This is a genomic window from Marinilabilia sp. (genome assembly GCF_016278715.1).
Lineage (GTDB): Bacteria > Bacteroidota > Bacteroidia > Bacteroidales > Marinilabiliaceae > Marinilabilia.
Map to the genome: position 1 here is coordinate 19,595 of NZ_JADQBH010000239.1, position 16,983 is coordinate 36,577.

The 16,983-nt window shown below is 43.2% G+C and carries 11 protein-coding genes; 8 read left to right on the forward strand and 3 right to left on the reverse strand.

What is annotated here, in order from left to right; translation table 11 throughout:
* The first annotated feature begins 112 nt into the window (after window positions 1-112).
* The 3 genes from gltB to lpxA all read left to right on the forward strand — a co-directional run bounded on the left by gltB (window position 113) and on the right by lpxA (window position 7,447).
* Window positions 113-4,633: a glutamate synthase large subunit gene (gene gltB, locus QZZ43_RS14835; protein ID WP_291861052.1), complete on the forward strand. Its 4,521-nt coding sequence runs from the start codon at window positions 113-115 to the stop codon at window positions 4,631-4,633.
* 72 nt (window positions 4,634-4,705) lie between these two features.
* Window positions 4,706-6,124, forward strand: coding sequence for a glutamate synthase subunit beta (locus tag QZZ43_RS14840; RefSeq protein WP_291861053.1), 1,419 nt, complete (start codon window positions 4,706-4,708; stop codon window positions 6,122-6,124).
* A 513-nt stretch (window positions 6,125-6,637) separates the two neighbouring features.
* The gene (gene lpxA / locus QZZ43_RS14845; protein ID WP_291861056.1) at window positions 6,638-7,447 is read left to right on the forward strand and encodes an acyl-ACP--UDP-N-acetylglucosamine O-acyltransferase; all 810 of its coding nucleotides are present in this window, start codon (window positions 6,638-6,640) and stop codon (window positions 7,445-7,447) included.
* Window positions 7,448-7,712: 265 nt separating this feature from the next.
* Here the strand turns inward: lpxA and hydF are convergent, their stop codons facing one another.
* Window positions 7,713-8,912 (reverse strand): [FeFe] hydrogenase H-cluster maturation GTPase HydF, encoded by a 1,200-nt coding sequence (hydF, locus tag QZZ43_RS14850; protein ID WP_291861057.1) that lies wholly within the window; start codon window positions 8,910-8,912, stop codon window positions 7,713-7,715.
* Window positions 8,913-9,383: 471 nt separating this feature from the next.
* Here hydF and QZZ43_RS14855 point away from each other — a divergent pair, with 471 nt between their 5' ends.
* Window positions 9,384-10,367: a hypothetical protein gene (locus QZZ43_RS14855; protein WP_291861060.1), complete on the forward strand. Its 984-nt coding sequence runs from the start codon at window positions 9,384-9,386 to the stop codon at window positions 10,365-10,367.
* Window positions 10,368-10,783: 416 nt separating this feature from the next.
* Here QZZ43_RS14855 and QZZ43_RS14860 read toward each other — a convergent pair whose 3' ends face one another.
* A complete protein-coding gene (locus tag QZZ43_RS14860) occupies window positions 10,784-11,947 on the reverse strand; it encodes a sigma-54 dependent transcriptional regulator (RefSeq protein WP_291861063.1) in 1,164 nt (387 codons plus the stop codon).
* Between the two features lie 54 nt (window positions 11,948-12,001).
* A complete protein-coding gene (locus QZZ43_RS14865) occupies window positions 12,002-12,943 on the reverse strand; it encodes a phosphatase (protein ID WP_291861066.1) in 942 nt (313 codons plus the stop codon).
* A 637-nt stretch (window positions 12,944-13,580) separates the two neighbouring features.
* Here QZZ43_RS14865 and QZZ43_RS14870 point away from each other — a divergent pair.
* The 4 genes from QZZ43_RS14870 to QZZ43_RS14885 all read left to right on the forward strand — a co-directional run bounded on the left by QZZ43_RS14870 (window position 13,581) and on the right by QZZ43_RS14885 (window position 16,829).
* Window positions 13,581-14,027, forward strand: coding sequence for a thioredoxin family protein (locus tag QZZ43_RS14870; RefSeq protein ID WP_291861068.1), 447 nt, complete (start codon window positions 13,581-13,583; stop codon window positions 14,025-14,027).
* Window positions 14,027-15,025 carry an FAD:protein FMN transferase gene (locus QZZ43_RS14875; protein WP_291861071.1) on the forward strand — a complete coding sequence of 333 codons (999 nt, stop codon included), beginning with the start codon at window positions 14,027-14,029 and terminating at the stop codon, window positions 15,023-15,025. The genes QZZ43_RS14870 and QZZ43_RS14875 overlap by 1 nt, the downstream gene beginning before the upstream one ends.
* A gap of 103 nt (window positions 15,026-15,128) precedes the next feature.
* Complete coding sequence (locus QZZ43_RS14880) at window positions 15,129-15,335, forward strand: DUF4266 domain-containing protein (protein ID WP_291861073.1); 207 nt, start codon at window positions 15,129-15,131, stop codon at window positions 15,333-15,335.
* Window positions 15,336-15,374: 39 nt separating this feature from the next.
* Window positions 15,375-16,829 (forward strand): DUF3570 domain-containing protein, encoded by a 1,455-nt coding sequence (locus tag QZZ43_RS14885; RefSeq protein WP_291861075.1) that lies wholly within the window; start codon window positions 15,375-15,377, stop codon window positions 16,827-16,829.
* Window positions 16,830-16,983 lie beyond the last annotated feature (154 nt).

Here is a 16,983-nt window from a genome sequence, read left to right on the forward strand (position 1 = left end):
CGGTTATTAAGCTTAGGGTGTTTGCCAGTAATAAAAGTATTAATATTGGATGATGGGCAGGCATTTAAGTCCTCCAATATTTTGTTTTATCTCCTTCTAAAAGATTTTCAGTATGCAGCAACGTTTTCCCAAGGTTCAGGGGCTGTACGATCCGGCCAATGAACATGACAATTGTGGAATAGGATTTGTCGCGCATATCAAAGGAAAACCATCTAATGATATTGTGCGAAAGGGGTTGGAAGTCCTTGTGAATATGACCCACCGAGGGGCCGAGAGTTCCGACAATAAATCGGGCGACGGGGCCGGCATTCTGATGCAGGTTCCACACGACTATTTCAATACTTTCGAATTTGATCTTCCTGCCCCCGGGCATTACGGAACAGGCCTGATTTTTCTACCGGGCGATCCCGATGAAGCCAAAGGTTGCCTGGAGATTTTAAATAAGAATATGGTTGATGAGGGACTTGAGCTCATCGGTTATAGAGATGTACCGGTAAATTCGGATGCCATTGGAGAGATTGCCCGGAGTAGCGAGCCGGTGATTCGTCAGGTGTTTGTAACGGGCAACTTTGAGGAGCAGGATGCATTGGAAAGAAAGTTGTTTTTGGTCAGAAAAATGACCGAGAATGCTGTTCGTGAATCAAAAATATCCTCAAAGGAGGGCTTTTACATTGTAAGTCTTTCCACCAAAGTATTTATTTATAAGGGAATGCTTACTCCTGCTCAGTTGGGTGAGTATTTTTCAGATTTACAAAATCCTAAAATTGCGAGTGCCATTGCTTTAGTGCACTCACGCTTTAGTACCAATACATTCCCTACCTGGGATTTGGCACAACCCTTCAGAATTCTGGCTCACAACGGTGAAATTAATACCATTAAAGGGAACCGACTGTGGATGCAGGCTCGTGAGGGCCTGTTGGAATCGGATATGTTTGGAGATGATTTGAAAAAGCTCTTCCCTGTTATTGAAAAAGGGAAAAGTGATTCTGCTTCACTTGACAATGTGCTGGAGTTCTTATTCCTAACAGGACGCACACTTCCGCATGCACTTACGATGCTTATTCCGGAATCCTGGAATGCTAAAAACCCGATTCCTCCAAGTCTCAAAGCTTACTACGAATATCATAGCACTATAATGGAGCCCTGGGATGGGCCTGCGTCAATTGTTTTCTCGGATGGACGATACATTGGTGGAACACTGGACAGAAATGGATTGCGTCCGTCAAGATATGTGATTACTGATGACGATCTTATAGTGATGGGCTCTGAGGTTGGCGTACAGACATTCCCTGCTGAAAAGATTGTCTCCAAAGGACGTCTTAAACCCGGGAAACTGTTACTGGTAGATACCCAGTTGGGAATTATGATTCCTGATGAGGAAATCAAATCTCAGCTTTCAATGCGTCATCCTTACGGAAACTGGTTGAAAGAGAACCGTATCAGTCTGAAAGATATTGAGGTTCGACAGCGGGTTTCTTCAGACCTTGGAGAAAATTACGATGTGTATCTGAAAGCTTTCGGCTACAATAAGGAAGATGTGAATCTTATCATCAAACCCATGTCGGAAAGTGGTGTAGAACCCATTGGATCTATGGGGAATGATACCCCCATGTCCATCTTTTCAAACAAGCCTCAAAGATTGTTTAGTTACTTTCGGCAACATTTTGCTCAGGTAACCAATCCGGCCATTGACCCTATCCGCGAGGGACTGGTGATGGCGCTCACCAATTATATCGGGTCGGTGTCAAAAAATATTCTGGTCGAAAGTTATGAACATTGTCGATCTATTAAGTTTGCCAGTCCGATTATTACCAATACGGACCTGGGGAAAATTAAGGATTTCCGTCGTGAAGAATTCTCTCATGTTACATTGCCGATGCTTTTTCCTGCATCCCAGGGAGGTGAAGGACTGAAGGTGGCTCTTGAGCAGATTTGTACCAATGCGGAGAAAGCTGTTGATGAGGGGAATAACTATATTATCCTGAGTGACCGTGGGGTGAGCTTGGAAAATGCTGCTATTCCGTCACTTTTAGCAACTGCAGCGGTGCATCATCATCTGATTAAGGCCAAAAAGCGGATGCAGATTGGCTTGATAATCGAAACAGGAGAGGCTCGCGAGGTGATGCATTTTGCTTTGCTGCTGGGCTATGGGGCCAGTGTGATTAATCCTTATGTGTGTTTTGCTACCATTAATGAACTGGTAGAACAGGAGAAAGTTGAAGGAAGCTATAGCGAAGCACGCGAAAAATATATCAAGGCAGTGGATAAGGGACTGATGAAGGTGCTTTCTAAAATGGGCATATCAACCCTGCGAAGTTACCATGGTGCCCAGATTTTTGAGGCCATTGGTATATCCAATGAGGTGATTGAAAGATATTTTACCGGAACGGCCTCTCGTATTGGAGGTGTTGGCTTTGATGAGATCGCTAAAGAAGTGTTGGCATTTCATCAAAAAGCTTATGATGAGTTGTTGCCAAAAGGTCCGTTTGAGAGTGCAGGTGCATATGCTTTCAGAAAGTATGGTGAGAAGCATGCCTGGAATCCCGAAACTATCGGACTCCTGCAGTGGGCAACAGCACGCAACGATTATGAAAAATATAAAGAGTACAGCCGCAGGGTGGAGACGGATAACCGAAAACCCTTGTTTCTGAGAGGTTTTTTGAGACCCCGGAAAGGTAAGGCTATTAATATTAATGAGGTGGAGCCGGTCGAGGCAATACTGAAAAGATTTGTTACCGGGGCAATGAGTTATGGCTCTATCTCCAAAGAGGCCCATGAAGCGTTGGCTTATGCCATGAACGAAATTGGAGGTCGAAGCAATACCGGGGAAGGTGGCGAAGATTCCAAGCGTTTTAATTCGCCTGCCAGGAGTTCAATTAAACAGGTGGCCAGCGGACGGTTTGGCGTAACCAACAATTACCTGGTCAATGCTGATGAATTGCAGATAAAAGTGGCGCAGGGAGCGAAGCCCGGAGAAGGTGGGCAGTTGCCCGGCTATAAGGTTGATAAGGTTATTGCAAAACTTCGTAACTCAACTCCCGGCATTACATTGATTTCGCCTCCTCCGCATCACGATATCTATTCTATCGAGGATCTGGCCCAGTTGATTTTTGACCTTAAGAATGCCAACCCCCGTGCCAAAATCAGTGTGAAACTGGTATCGGAAACAGGTGTTGGTACAGTGGCAGCAGGGGTGGCCAAAGCCCATGCCGACCTGATTGTTATTAGTGGTACAGAAGGCGGAACTGGAGCCAGTCCTGCCAGTTCTATAAAACATGCAGGACTCCCTGTTGAGCTGGGGCTCGCTGAGACTCAGCAAACGCTTGTATTAAACAACCTGAGGGGGCGTGTAAAATTGCAAACCGATGGTCAGCTGAAAACAGGGCACGATGTCGTGAAAATGGCTCTTCTGGGAGCCGAAGAATATGGGTTTGCCACTTCAAGCCTTATTGTACTTGGTTGCATTATGATGCGTAAATGTCACTTGAATACTTGTCCTGCAGGTATTGCGACTCAGGATGAGGATTTAAGAAAACGGTTTATAGGAAAATACAGGAATCTGGTAAACTTCTTTACGTTTATTGCTACCGAAGTACGGGAAATTCTGGCTGAAATGGGCTATCGTTCAATGGAAGAAATCATTGGGCGAAGTGACTTGCTGGAACAAGACCCGGAGGTAGGTAACTGGAAAACCAAAGGCCTTGATTTGTCGGGATTGCTCCATTTTCCGGAGGAAGGCCAGAAATATCCATTGCATAATACTACCGAACAGGATCATAAGATTGATTCAGTGCTCGACCGGAAGCTGATTGAGGAAGCCCATCCGGCAATCCAGAATGGCTCACGTGTGTGGATGTCTTATCCGCTCAATAATACCGACCGGGCCGTAGGAGCTATGTTGTCGGGCGAAGTTTCCAAAGCCTATGGAGAAGAGGGGCTGCCCAAGAATACCATCAACTGTTCTTTTGCCGGGTCAGCCGGGCAGAGTTTTGGTGCTTTTCTGGTAAATGGGGTGAGTTTCCGACTGGAAGGGGATGCCAACGATTACCTCGGGAAGGGACTTTCGGGAGGTAAAATTGTCGTGGTGCCGCCAACGGGACATAGGTTTAAGCCTGAAGAGAATATTATTATTGGCAACACTGTGTTGTATGGTGCAACCAGTGGTCATTTGTATGTCCACGGAATAGCGGGTGAGCGATTTGCCGTTCGGAATTCAGGAGCCAATGCTGTGGTGGAAGGTACCGGTGACCACTGTTGTGAATACATGACAGGAGGGCGTGTCGTGGTAATTGGGCCTACCGGGCGAAATTTTGCAGCCGGGATGAGTGGTGGTATCGCGTATGTGCTGGATGAATCAGGGAATTTTGATTTTTACTGCAATAAAGGCCTGGTTGATTTACTGCCTGTGCAGGACTTTAGCGATATTCAGGAGTTGCAATTCCTGCTTCATAAACACCTGCTCCACACCAACAGTGAGAAGGCACGACATGTGCTTGTAAACTGGGATAAATATCTGCCTAAGTTTTTGAAAGTGATTCCTTTCGAGTATAAAAAGGTGATGGAGCAGCAGAAAGTAGAAGACCTGGACAAAAAACTCAGGGAAACTGAAGACGCACCCCATTTGAGAGAGTAGAAAAAGGATTATTAATAAAGATTGTAGCGGTAGTTAATTTTTCCGCTGCTATCTTCATAATAGATATTAACTATGGGAAATCCCAGAGGATTCATTGAGGTTCAACGAAAGCTGAGCGGGAACAGACCGATAAGTGAGCGTGTTGATGATTATGGTGAAGTAGAACAAACACTCAACGACCAGGACAGGAAATTACAGGCCTCGCGTTGCATGGACTGCGGCATTCCGTTTTGCCACTGGGCCTGTCCGGTGGGCAGCAAAATTCCTGAATGGCAGGACGCCCTATACCAGGGTGATTATAAACTGGCTAGCGAGGTACTGCATTCAACGAATAGTTTTCCGGAATTTACCGGAAGAGTTTGTCCCGCACCTTGCGAGAAATCTTGTGTGTTGGCCATTCATGAAGAAGCTGTGACCATTCGGGAAAACGAGTCTTCTACGGTTGAAAAAGCCTTTGAACTGGGGCTCATTCAGCCTCGTGTGCCTAAAAAAAGAACGGGTAAAAAGGTAGCTGTGATTGGGTCCGGGCCTTCCGGCTTGTCGGTCGCTGACCAGCTTAATCAAAAGGGGCATAGCGTTACCGTCTTTGAACGGGATGATGCGATTGGCGGGTTGCTGAGATATGGAATTCCCGATTTTAAGCTGAATAAAAAGGTCATTGACCGCCGTCAACGGATTTTTGAAAAAGAGGGCATTGAGTTTCGTGTCAATACTTCTGTAGGTGATGATGTGAAAGGAAGTGACTTAGTAAAGGATTATGATGCTGTTGTACTTGCTATTGGTGCTATGCAACCTCGTGATCTTCCGGTTGAAGGACGCGACCTGAAAGGGATTCATTTTGCAATGGATTATCTGAAACAACAAAATAAAATCAACCGTGGAGAGGAATTCTCCGATGGTGAACGCATTAATGCAAAGGGTAAAAAGATAATGGTTATCGGGGGGGGTGACACCGGTAGCGACTGTGTGGGAACAGCCAATCGTCAACGGGCTGAGAAGGTAATGCAAATTGAAATCATGCCTAAGCCACCGGCATCCAGAACTCCTGATAATCCGTGGCCTTACTGGCCTAATATGTTAAAAGTTTCTTCTTCTCACGAAGAAGGATGCGAGCGCACCTGGGGCTTGTCCACACGTAAGTTTATAGGGGAGAAAGGGAAATTGAAAGCGGTTGAAGTGGTTGAAGTGGAGTGGATGCAGGACAATGGTCGCTGGAAAATGGAGGAGAAAGAAGATACTGTAAGGAGAATCGATGTTGATCTGGTAATGCTTTCCATGGGGTTTGTACATCCAATTCACAAAGGGGTGGTGGAAGAACTGGGACTGGAACTTGACCAGCGTGGTAATGTAAAAATCAGCGGAGAATTTGCTGCCAGTAGGCCGGGTGTGTTTGCTGCCGGGGATGCTGCTAATGGTGCCAGCCTTGTTGTAACTGCCATTGCCAAAGGACGCGAAGCTGCTGAGCATGTTCATGAGTATCTTTCCAAATAATTATTGAGTTTAGGGTTGTTGATTAAAACTAGATGATTAGGTTCTCCTAAAAAGGGTTGGTCTTTTTAAAAGACCTGCCCTTTTTTAGATTCGTTTGTGAAAGAACCGGTGGGTCCATGGAAGGGGCCAATTTAAATAACCCCGAGTGCAAACCCTGGATTACAGGTGAAATGGAAGCGAATTCCCGAATGTGGGCCAACTGTCAGTTTCCTGATGTTTCGTGTGTAACAAAAATCGGACATCGCCAATGTTGTTAAGCAATCTCTTCCCGATAAGCGCATATCTGTGTTTTGAAATATGTTGAGAGTTTTTGAGAAAAACATTTATTTTTTAATAAGCTGTATGTCAGCTATTGGTAGCCGATGTTGCGAAATATAAAAAAAAATCTGAATCCGATGTACGTGTATTACTCTGCTCAGTTGTCAAAAATAAAGGTGAAATTGATGAATTGTTAATATAAGCAGAGCGATTTGTTCACAAACAATTGTTCTCCTTTTGAAATATAGACTGAGAATGGAGCAACTCATATCGAAGAAAGCGGAGATACATCCGGATGCTAGGATTGGAAAAAATGTAACGGTTGAGGCTTTTGCTAAGATTGATAAAGATGTGGTGATTGGTGATGGGACTTGGATTGGTGCCAATGCAACCATTTATCCCGGTGCCAGAATTGGAAAAGATTGTAAGGTTTTTCCCGGGGCGGTGATTTCTGCCGAACCTCAGGATCTGAAATTTGATGGAGAGTACAGTACCGTTGAAGTGGGCGATCGCACCACCATTCGTGAATATGTTACTATTAACCGGGGTACTGCGGCAAAAGGTGTAACCAAAGTTGGTAATGATACTTTGCTTATGGCCTATGCTCACCTTGGGCACGATGTGGAGGTAGGAAATCACTGTGTGGTTGCTAACAGTGTTCAGCTGGCCGGTGAGGTGGTTCTCGAAGACTGGGTGGTAATTGGCGGAATGAGTGCCGTGCACCAGTTTTGTCGAATCGGGACGCATTCAATGGTATCAGGTATGTGCGGAGTGTTGTCGGATGTGGCACCTTATACGAAAGTATTTGGGTTGCCTGCAGCTTATATGGGAATCAATCTGGTTGGATTGCGGCGACGAGGGTTCAATCGGGAGCAGATAGACAATATTCACGATATTTATCGGGCTCTTTATCAGCAGGGACGAAACGTTTCACAAGCCATTGAATATATGCAGGCTTATCTGGACCCAAGTCCTGAAATGGGGCAAATTATTACTTTTATTAAAGGGTCGAAGCGCGGAATAATCAAAAATGCTGTTGGGCAGACTACAACGGTTGCACCTTGATTTTTTTCTGGTGACACAACTGTCACTTTTTGATAATGATGGATAAGGCTGTCTTCATAAGGCAGCCTTTTATTAATTTTCAGAGAATTGTATATTCTTCAACGGGTGTGGTTTTTTAAATTCCACCTGCCCCTTTTGGTGCCTTCCAAGGATGGGATGGATATCGGATATTCTTTGTTGTTTGGGTTTGTTGAAATCTGGTATCTCAACAAATGACTACTGACTATCTTACTTCCAGCTTCAAGCGATTGCTTTCCTGTCGAAATTACTTTTGCATTATAGAAAATGGAGCAATCGCCCGATTGAAAATGCCGTGCACCCAGGCGATGGCCATTCCGTAGTTGGTAACGGGGATATTGGCTTCAATAGCTGGCTTTAACCGGTTGTGAAGCTGTCGACGGGTAATCATGCAGCCGCCACATTGAACAACCAGGGCATAATCCGCAATGGGGCGTTTTATGTTGTCGAGACCTGCAATGACATCAAATTCCAGTTGCTTGCCGGTATGTTTTCTCAGCCATTTAGGGATTTTCTCACGGCCAATGTCATCACAGGCCACATGATGGGTGCAGGATTCAAGAATCAGCACCCGGTCATTTTCTTTTAGTTCATCGATTTTTGGGGTGCCCTCCATGTATTGACTGAAGTTTCCTTTAAATCTGGCCAAAAGAATGCTAAAGCTGGTTAGTTGTATGTTTTTTGGTATTGATTTGTCTGCTTTCGGAAAAACCTGAGAGTCGGTAACCACCAATGCCGGTGTGATGCCGGTTTTGGCAAGAAAAGAATCTACCTCCGTTTCTTTCAGGACGATGCAAACAGCTTCATTGTCTAAAACATCACGAATGGTTTGAACCTGAGGGAGGATCATTCTTCCTGCCGGAGCCTCAATGTCGATGGGGGTAATGAGCAATACCGCATCTCCCGGAGCGATGAGGTCTCCAACCAATGTGGGGGTGGTATATGCCGATTCCGGAATGGTTCTTCGAATAGCCTCGATAATGGGTTCGGAGGAAATGTCGGGAGACAGTCTCAGAAAACCGGAACTTCCCTTTTCGGTGTAGTTCTGCACGGTGGAAGCTGTTGCCGGGTTGATATCTTCTTTGTTGTGGATAACCAGAAACGGGACTTCCCGCTTTTTGAACTCGGCAATGAGTTTTATTTCAGGCTCTTCAATCTGGTTGTTTGCAGCTATTAGTATGGCAAGATCAATACGGTCGATGGACTGCAGCGTTTTGGAAATTCGTTTTAAGCCCAAATCGCCGATGTCATCAGTTCCTGCGGTATCAATTAAAACTACGGGACCAAAGTTTGTAATTTCAAACGACTTTTTAACGGGGTCGGTGGTCGTTCCGGGCACATCCGAAACAATGGCAATTTCCTGTCCTGCGAGCCTGTTAATGATAGTGCTCTTTCCATTGTTCCTCCTGCCAAAAATGCCGATGAAAGGTTGCCGGTCTTTTCCCATTTTTTTGTGTAAAGTAAATAAAAAATGAATTACCAAGATACATCTTTAGTAGTGAGAATTCCGCCGTTAAGCCTTGTACTTCATGAATTTTGTTTTTGGATGTTCTAATTAATAGTCCGTTAAAAAAAATAAACGCAGAGGGTTGATGACGCAAAGTGTTTATTATGAGCGAGTTGTGATTTGTCTGGATTGAACTGTAATGGCCGACTTCCAGCTGATTGTAATTCCGAGCATTCGGGATAACGGACTATTGCAAGTATCAGGAAATTAAATCTTCTTTAATTAAAATTGGTGTTAAGAATAGTCCTTTATTTTCAAATCAACTTTACTAAGGGCGGCTGTGTTTTGCTGTTAGTTGGAAATCGAAATGGATTCTTTATTAATGGTGAAGGTTAGGAAATACTCTTTCAGGAATCAAATAAAAAGGTCTATTTTTGTCCGATTGGCAAAGGTATTTTCAAGACGCATTATATGATAAAGTTTCTACATCTGGTTTCGGTTTTTTTCTTCTCAGGGATGATTGTATTTTCGCAGACTTATTCGGAGTCCCCTTCCGATTTTTTCTTTTCTGATGAGGTAGGAGATCAGCCCATGCTTATGTCACCTGGTTTTATTTCCTCCGGGTTGGACGAAGCATACGGAACCCTGAGCCCTGATGGCGGTGAGTTCTATTATTGTCTTCGGAAAAACGGAATGTTTTCAGTCATCATGGCTACGCGTTTCCACGATGGGTTTTGGAGCTATCCTGAGGTTGTTGGCTTTTCGGGGAACTATTTGGATACAAGTCCTTTCCTATCGCCGGATGGAGAATTTCTTTTCTTTGCTTCCAATCGCCCGGTTCAGGAGGATGATGGGATTCCAGACTGGAATATTTGGAGGAGTAGAAGAGGAAAGAATGGACAATGGATTAGCCCGCAACTAATGCCGTTTAGCAATGATACCAGGAATGAAGTTTCCGTTTCGGTGGATAAGGATGGGGTGGTTTATTTTAGTGCTGATTATCAGGGTGCGACCATTACGATGGATGAGAATGCGTTGGATATATTTTTTGTACAACCCAGGGAAAACGGAGGGTGGACCGAAGCCGTGAAGCTTCCTGCCGGCGTTAATTCTGATCGGCCCGAAAGAGACCCGGCCATTTCTCCTGATGGTAAATGTCTGGTTTTTAGCTCTTACCGCATGGATGGAGAAGGTGCTTCTGACTTGTATGTTTCTTACAAAGTGGATGGAGAGTGGGCGGAAGCGGTGAGTTTGGGTAATAAGGTTAATTCAGGAGCTTACGAAGGGGGGGCGGCTTTTACTTCCGACGGAAAATTGTTGATCTTTACCAGTTCGGTGACACGTGACATGCCGCGTCAGCTAAAATATTCCAGTATCAAAAAATGGTTGTTGGGTCCTGGCAATGGAGCTGGAGATATCTGGTATCTGGATGCTTCCATTATTTTGAAGGACTAGTAGTGCGACCACAAAATTCTATTTCATATTTCACATCCCTTTTACTTCCTGCATCGTTAAATTTTTGCACCGTAGTTATGGTTATGCTTTAAAATTTTGCCTTGCAGCAAGAAAAAATGAAAGTAAAACATTTGAAACACTATTTTAGGAACGCACTACTGGTTTTCTTTAAAAGGCACCTAAAATTAAGTCTGCACCTGAAAGGGGAAATTCTTAGCATTTTTCTAATAGAAAGAATTCTTTTATGATTAAAAAGACTTTTTGTTTAAAGAGGAGGTGGCATGTTCGCCTTCCGGGCAGTACCTGATTGAAACTACCTCTTCCGGCCTCTCACAAAAAATTACTGACTAAATTTCCTTAAGCTTACAAAACTTAAAGTGCTTATATGCCTTATATGGTTCAATTTTTTTCTAATGTTAAGCCATGGGCATTGCGTAGGTCTGAACATCTTTATCTGTGATTTCGTTGTTGCACAGGATAATTAATCGTTCAATGACATTTCTGAATTCCCTGATATTTCCTGTCCAGGTGATTTTCTGAAGTTCTTTTATTGCAGATTCTTCAAAAACTTTGGGTTGTACGCCCAATTCTTTGCATATAAGGTTATTGAAGTGCTCTGTGAGTAGGGGGATGTCGTTAATGCGTTCGTTGAGCGATGGAACTTTAATGATGATAACACTTAGACGATGGTAAAGGTCTTCTCGGAACCGGGATTCTTTAATTTCATTCTGCAGGTTTTTGTTGGTTGCTGCCAGAATGCGGACATCCACTTTGATATCTTTGTCACTTCCCACTCTTGAAATAACATTTTCCTGTAATACTCTGAGCACTTTGGCCTGCGCGGCGAGGCTCATATCACCAATTTCATCCAGAAAGATGGTTCCTCCGTTGGCTTGCTCAAACTTTCCTTTTCTTTGTTTATGTGCCGAGGTAAAAGCCCCTTTTTCGTGGCCAAAAAGTTCACTTTCGATGAGTTCAGATGGGATAGCGGCGCAGTTGACTTCGATGAATGGTTGTTCGGCCCGGTTGCTTTTTTCGTGAAGCCAGCGGGCCACAAGTTCTTTCCCCGTACCGTTATGTCCCGTAATAAGAACACGGGCATCCGTGGGGGCCACCTTGTCTATCATCTCTTTCACTTCCACCATAGGCCCGGATTCACCAATCATGTCGTAGGTCTTGCTGACTTTGCGTCTGAGTACTTTTGTTTCTGTGACCAGCTCTTTTTTGTCAAGTCCGTTTCGGATGGTTACCAAAAGACGATTTAAATCCAACGGCTTCTCAATAAAGTCGTAAGCCCCTTTTTTTATTGCTTCTACAGCAGTGTCAATATTACCATGTCCGGAAATCATGATGACAGGAATGTCGGGGGAACTCTCCATCATTTTATCGAGTACTTCCATTCCGTCCATCTCAGGCATTTTGATGTCCAGTAAAATTACATCGTACTTATCGGCTTCAAACTTTTCAAGGCCGTCCGGGCCATTTTCTGCCAGTACCACCTCGTGCTTTTCATACTCAAGAATGTCTTTTAGTGTATTGCGAATGCTTTTTTGGTCGTCGATGACAAGTATTTTGGGCATGATGTATGTTTATTTTGATGGTCTGTTACTTCTTTTTTTGTTGGCGTGTTAATATTACATCTGGCTGGAGATAATCTGAAGAATAGCTCCTTCTTTCAGTGCAAAAGAGCATTGCCAAACCTCTTTCACTTTTAGTTCTTCGATTATAAATTTCACAATGATGCTGGCTGGTACAATGCTGTCCACGCGGTGTGGTTCCATGCCTGGCATCACTCTGCGTTGGTCGGAGGTGGATGACATTAACTCCTTGTGTACAACCTGCATCCGTTTGTTCTCCAGAAAAAGGGAGGTCAGCTTGGAACTGTCGAGCAGAGGGTAGAACTTTCTGGAAAGGAGGGCAGCTAAAGTATCAAACGACCCGGATGACCCAACCATTTTTTTGACGGGAAACTGTTTGATTGCCTCAAAAAGCATCTCCAGTTCTTTTTTCAGATGTTTCTGAATGGCTTTGATTTCGCTTTCTTCGATGGGATCGGAAGGGGTAAACTGTTCCAGCAGGCGTGCAACACCCAATTCGAAACTGTGTTTCCATGCTACTCCAAAACGGTTGGCAATAATAAACTCAATACTTCCCCCGCCAATGTCCATAATCAGAATGTATTCTTCATCCAATGGGAAAACCTGCCGTACGCCGTCAAAAATGGTTTGGGCTTCCTCATCTCCCTGAATAATACGGATGGTGAGTCCCAGTTCATTTTTTACTCTTTGGACAAACTCACGACCATTATTGGCACTTCGGATGGCTGATGTGGCAAAACAGAAAATGCTCTCTACCTGATAGTCAGAAATCGTAATCAAGTGGGATTTCAATGCTTCAATCCCTCTTTCTGCTGCTTCAGGGGTAATGGTAGCTTTGTGAATTCCGCCTTTTCCCAGCTTGGCCGGATTCTTCGATTCCAGAAGAATGTTGTAGGTTCCGTCCGCGGCAACTTCGGTTATGAGCAAGTTGAATGTGTTGGTCCCCAGGTCTATTATAGCAATTCTGTTGTGTTTCATTGTCTTATTGGATTACTGTGCTCAAAGTTACGAATAATCATTGTGTTGGATGTTGTTATGAACTTTTATTTAAGGGGCTGAATCAACGTTCAATGTTTCTTTTGTGTTAAATATCGTCGTAACTGGTAACAAAATACCTGTTTAATCGTTTTAGTAAATAGTTTATGTGATATACAATGGTCCGAAAAAAAGGCTTAAACATCGAGACGCAATGACCCAAAGTCTTTATTATGAAGGAGTTGTGGTTTATTTGTCTGGTTTTACAATGGGTTAATTATCAACTGTTTGTAAAAGTTTAACGGAATATTGATATAGTATTTGCAAAAAAAAAATTCCAAAAACTGTATTGCTTTCAGTTTTGAACCGGCTATTTTATATTATTAAATAGGTAGTTTAGAAAGCTTGGAAAGAATTGTCCTTGACTTTTTCAAACCCTGAGAAGGATTGTAGTTTTCTCACAGCTACCTTTCGGGTTGATTTGTACAATGTACTAATTGTTCGATTTATTTCTGTCTTGCGGAATTCGTTTCAGACTTCCAATGGTGAACTCTTTTGTGGCACAGTTTTTCTTAGATTTCGCAGGGGCTTAAGTGGTTTATGTAAAAGTGTTTTTATGTTTTAACTTAATATTTATTTTATGAAGCGGGTTGTTGTATCTTTATTGATCGTTTTTATTTCAGTGAATGGTCTTTTTTCGCAGAATTGGTTGACAGATCTTGAGGATGCTAAAGAAATTTCAAAAGAAAAAGAGCTTCCTATTTTACTTGTTTTTTCAGGTTCAGACTGGTGTGGCCCTTGTATTAAGTTGGATCGGAATATTTGGAAGACCAATGAGTTTATTGATTATTCAAAAGATCATTTTGTGCTGTTACGGGCCGATTTTCCCCGAAGCAGGAATAATCAGTTATCTGCCGAACAAATGAAAAAGAATGAGGCCCTCGCGGAAAAGTATAATACACGGGGTTTCTTTCCATTGGTTGTTTTGCTGGATTCAGAAGGAAATGTCTTGGGGACTACTGGGTATAAGGATGTTTCCCCGACTGAATACATAGAAATTCTGGAATCATTAAAATTGAGTAGGTAGTGAAAAAGGAGCTGTTTCTTTTTGTGGTCCTTTTGTATTCTTTGCAAGGGTTTTCGCAGGATAAAATTTTTACCCGGGTTTGTAAACTGATGGGGTCACGATATGAGATCTCTGTTGTGGCTCAATCGGGTGAAAAGGGCGATGAATACATTGAGATGGCAATTTCTGAAATTGAGCGTATTGAGAGAATAATTTCTTCCTGGCGGCCGGATTCAGAAACTTCCAGGATAAATATGGCTGCAGGAGTTCATCCTGTTAAAGTGAGTGAAGAATTGTTTGGCCTGATTCAACGGTGTCTGAAATTGTCTGAAATCACCAGTGGCGCTTTCGATATTTCTTATGCAGCGATGGACAGAATCTGGAAATTCGATGGCAGCATGAGGCAAATGCCTACTCCTGAGGAGGTGGCTGCATCGGTTAAGAATGTCGGATATCAGAATATTGTTTTGGATGAAGGAAATCGGACTGTTTTCCTCAAAAAAGAAGGGATGAAAATTGGCTTTGGCGCAGTAGGGAAAGGATATTCTGCAGATCAAGCCAAAAGTCTTTTGAAGAGTTACGGGGTTAAAGGAGGATTGATCAATGCTTCGGGCGATCTTACGGTCTGGGGCGAACAACCTGATGAGAAGCCCTGGATTGTAGGGATTACCAACCCCTTGAATAAGAATAAGGTTTTTTCCTGGTTTCCCATACTTGATGGGGCAGTGGTGACTTCCGGAGATTATGAAAAGTTTGTCGTTCTCGACGGAAGAAGATATAGTCATATTATTGATCCCCGAACCGGATATCCTTCCCACGGTCTTGTAAGTGTCACCGTTTTTGCACCTAAGGCAGAACTTGCCGATGCGCTTTCTACTGCTGTTTTTGTGATGGGGGCTGATGTCGGACTTAATCTGGTGGATCAGCTCAATGGTGTGGATTGTGTATTGGTAACTCAGGGTAGTGAAATTTTGAAATCAGGAGATGTCCAAATTTCCAGGGAAAAACCCGGGGACTAACCTGGAATAACAGGGATGCAGAGGAGCGTTGGTGAAATTAATTTAGGAGCGATCTGTTTTTTGATATTGTAATTATCGTGCCGAATCACAAAATATTACAGAAATGAAGTATTTTAAATTGGTTGTATTTATCATTTTTCTGACCGGATGTACAACGGTAAAGGAATACCAAAAGGTGTACATAAATGATACCGATATGGAGCTTTCTGCTTCCCCAAACCAGCGGTTTGAAACCAATTTTCAGGTTTACCGGGAAGGTGCCGCCGGCGCCAATGGGGGCAAGACCGGTGGAGGCTGTGGTTGTAATTAAATTCAGTCGGAGAATTATGTTCTTTTAGGAAAATTAATTATGAGGTTAAGTATTGTAATTTTGATTGTGTGTTTTGGGGCTTTTCTTCACCAGGTTAATGCGCAGAAAAATGATTCCACACTGCTTTATAAACAAAAAGTTCTGGAATCTATTGAGGTTGATATGCTGATGAGCTATTATACCCAGGATGGGACCCATTCTGCTGTGGGCGGTGGCGTTGGGACAGAGGAGCTGTCTGACGGGACTCCTGCCATTGTTGTAAAAGTGCCGCTGAATGCTGATGATGTTCTAACCTTTGATGTGGGGATTTCTGCCTATACATCGGCTTCTTCCAGTAATATTAATCCGTTTAATACCGGCGCTTCACAAGGAGAGGATGAAGATGAAGATGAATATGAAGACAATTATTCTGTTTCGTCCAATGGCCCGACGGGAAGTCCATGGGTGGCTTCTTCCGGTGCCTCCCGAAGTGATGTACTGGCTGCGGGGCATATCAGCTATGCTCATCAGTCTGATGACCGAAATTTTATCTGGGGCTTAAATGGAGATGTTTCCAATGAATATGATTATACATCAATTGGTTTTGGTGGGCAGATTGCAAGACTCTTTAATGATAAAAATACGGAAGTTGGATTGAAAGGGCAGGTTTATTTGGATACCTGGAGACCCATATATCCGACTGAATTGCATGAGTATGAGCGCTATGGGTCAAATTTCCTGAATCAGGGATATTTCAGTGGTGTGGATGTGCTAAACCTGAATGGTGCGGTGACAGACTTGTATCACCCGGACGATTTTAGTTCAATTTCCGACGGGAAAAGAAACTCGTATTCAATGTCTTTGTCCTTTTCTCAAATATTAAGCAAACGGTTTCAGGCATCAGTCTTTTTAGATTTTATTCAGCAATCAGGGTTGCTCTCTACTCCTTATCACCGGATGTATTTTGCGGATAAGGAGGACTATTTTGTAGGCCAGGCAACGGATATTCCCAATTATACCTCACCGACCAATCGGAGTGTTTTTCATCTGGCTGATGATATTGAACGAATGCCGGATACAAGGTTTAAGATGCCTGTTGGAGCCAGAATGAACTATTATATCAGTAATACCTTTGTGATTCGCTCGTATTACAGATATTATCAGGATGACTGGGGCATGGATGGCCATACTATGGAAGTTGAATTGCCGGTAAGATTGTTTCAGGGGTTTTCTGTTACTCCGACCTTCAGGTATTATACCCAAACGGAGGTTGACTATTTTGCAGGGTATGAACAGCATTTTTCAACAGAACAGTATTATACTTCGGATTATGATCTGGCCTCTTTTAATTCCAATCAATACGGGCTTGGATTGAGCTATACCGATATTTTCACTAAGTTGCATGTAAGTAAATTCGGGATGAAAAACATTTGGACGAAATTTAGTCACTACGACAGGTCAGACGGCCTCTCAGCGAATATCATATCGTTTGGAGTGAGGTTTGTGATGGATTAATGCTCAGAAAGTAATTTTTTCACTACTGTCCGACTAAAATGAAACGGATTTAATGAAATCCTGTATTTATGTGTGTTATGAATACTTTACCCAGCTCAGAGGAATTTCTTTGTGCGACGGCATTTTTTAGCCTAGCTGAATTTTGCTGCGTTCG

Coding starts and splice junctions, on each gene's coding strand:
- lpxA (WP_291861056.1), top strand. CDS start 6,638: ATGGAGCAACTCATATCGAAGAAAGCGGAGATACATCCGGATGCTAGG.
- QZZ43_RS14885 (WP_291861075.1), top strand. CDS start 15,375: ATGAGGTTAAGTATTGTAATTTTGATTGTGTGTTTTGGGGCTTTTCTT.
- QZZ43_RS14870 (WP_291861068.1), top strand. CDS start 13,581: ATGAAGCGGGTTGTTGTATCTTTATTGATCGTTTTTATTTCAGTGAAT.
- hydF (WP_291861057.1), bottom strand. CDS start 8,912: ATGGGAAAAGACCGGCAACCTTTCATCGGCATTTTTGGCAGGAGGAAC.
- QZZ43_RS14855 (WP_291861060.1), top strand. CDS start 9,384: ATGATAAAGTTTCTACATCTGGTTTCGGTTTTTTTCTTCTCAGGGATG.
- QZZ43_RS14880 (WP_291861073.1), top strand. CDS start 15,129: ATGAAGTATTTTAAATTGGTTGTATTTATCATTTTTCTGACCGGATGT.
- QZZ43_RS14865 (WP_291861066.1), bottom strand. CDS start 12,943: ATGAAACACAACAGAATTGCTATAATAGACCTGGGGACCAACACATTC.
- QZZ43_RS14840 (WP_291861053.1), top strand. CDS start 4,706: ATGGGAAATCCCAGAGGATTCATTGAGGTTCAACGAAAGCTGAGCGGG.
- QZZ43_RS14860 (WP_291861063.1), bottom strand. CDS start 11,947: ATGCCCAAAATACTTGTCATCGACGACCAAAAAAGCATTCGCAATACA.
- gltB (WP_291861052.1), top strand. CDS start 113: ATGCAGCAACGTTTTCCCAAGGTTCAGGGGCTGTACGATCCGGCCAAT.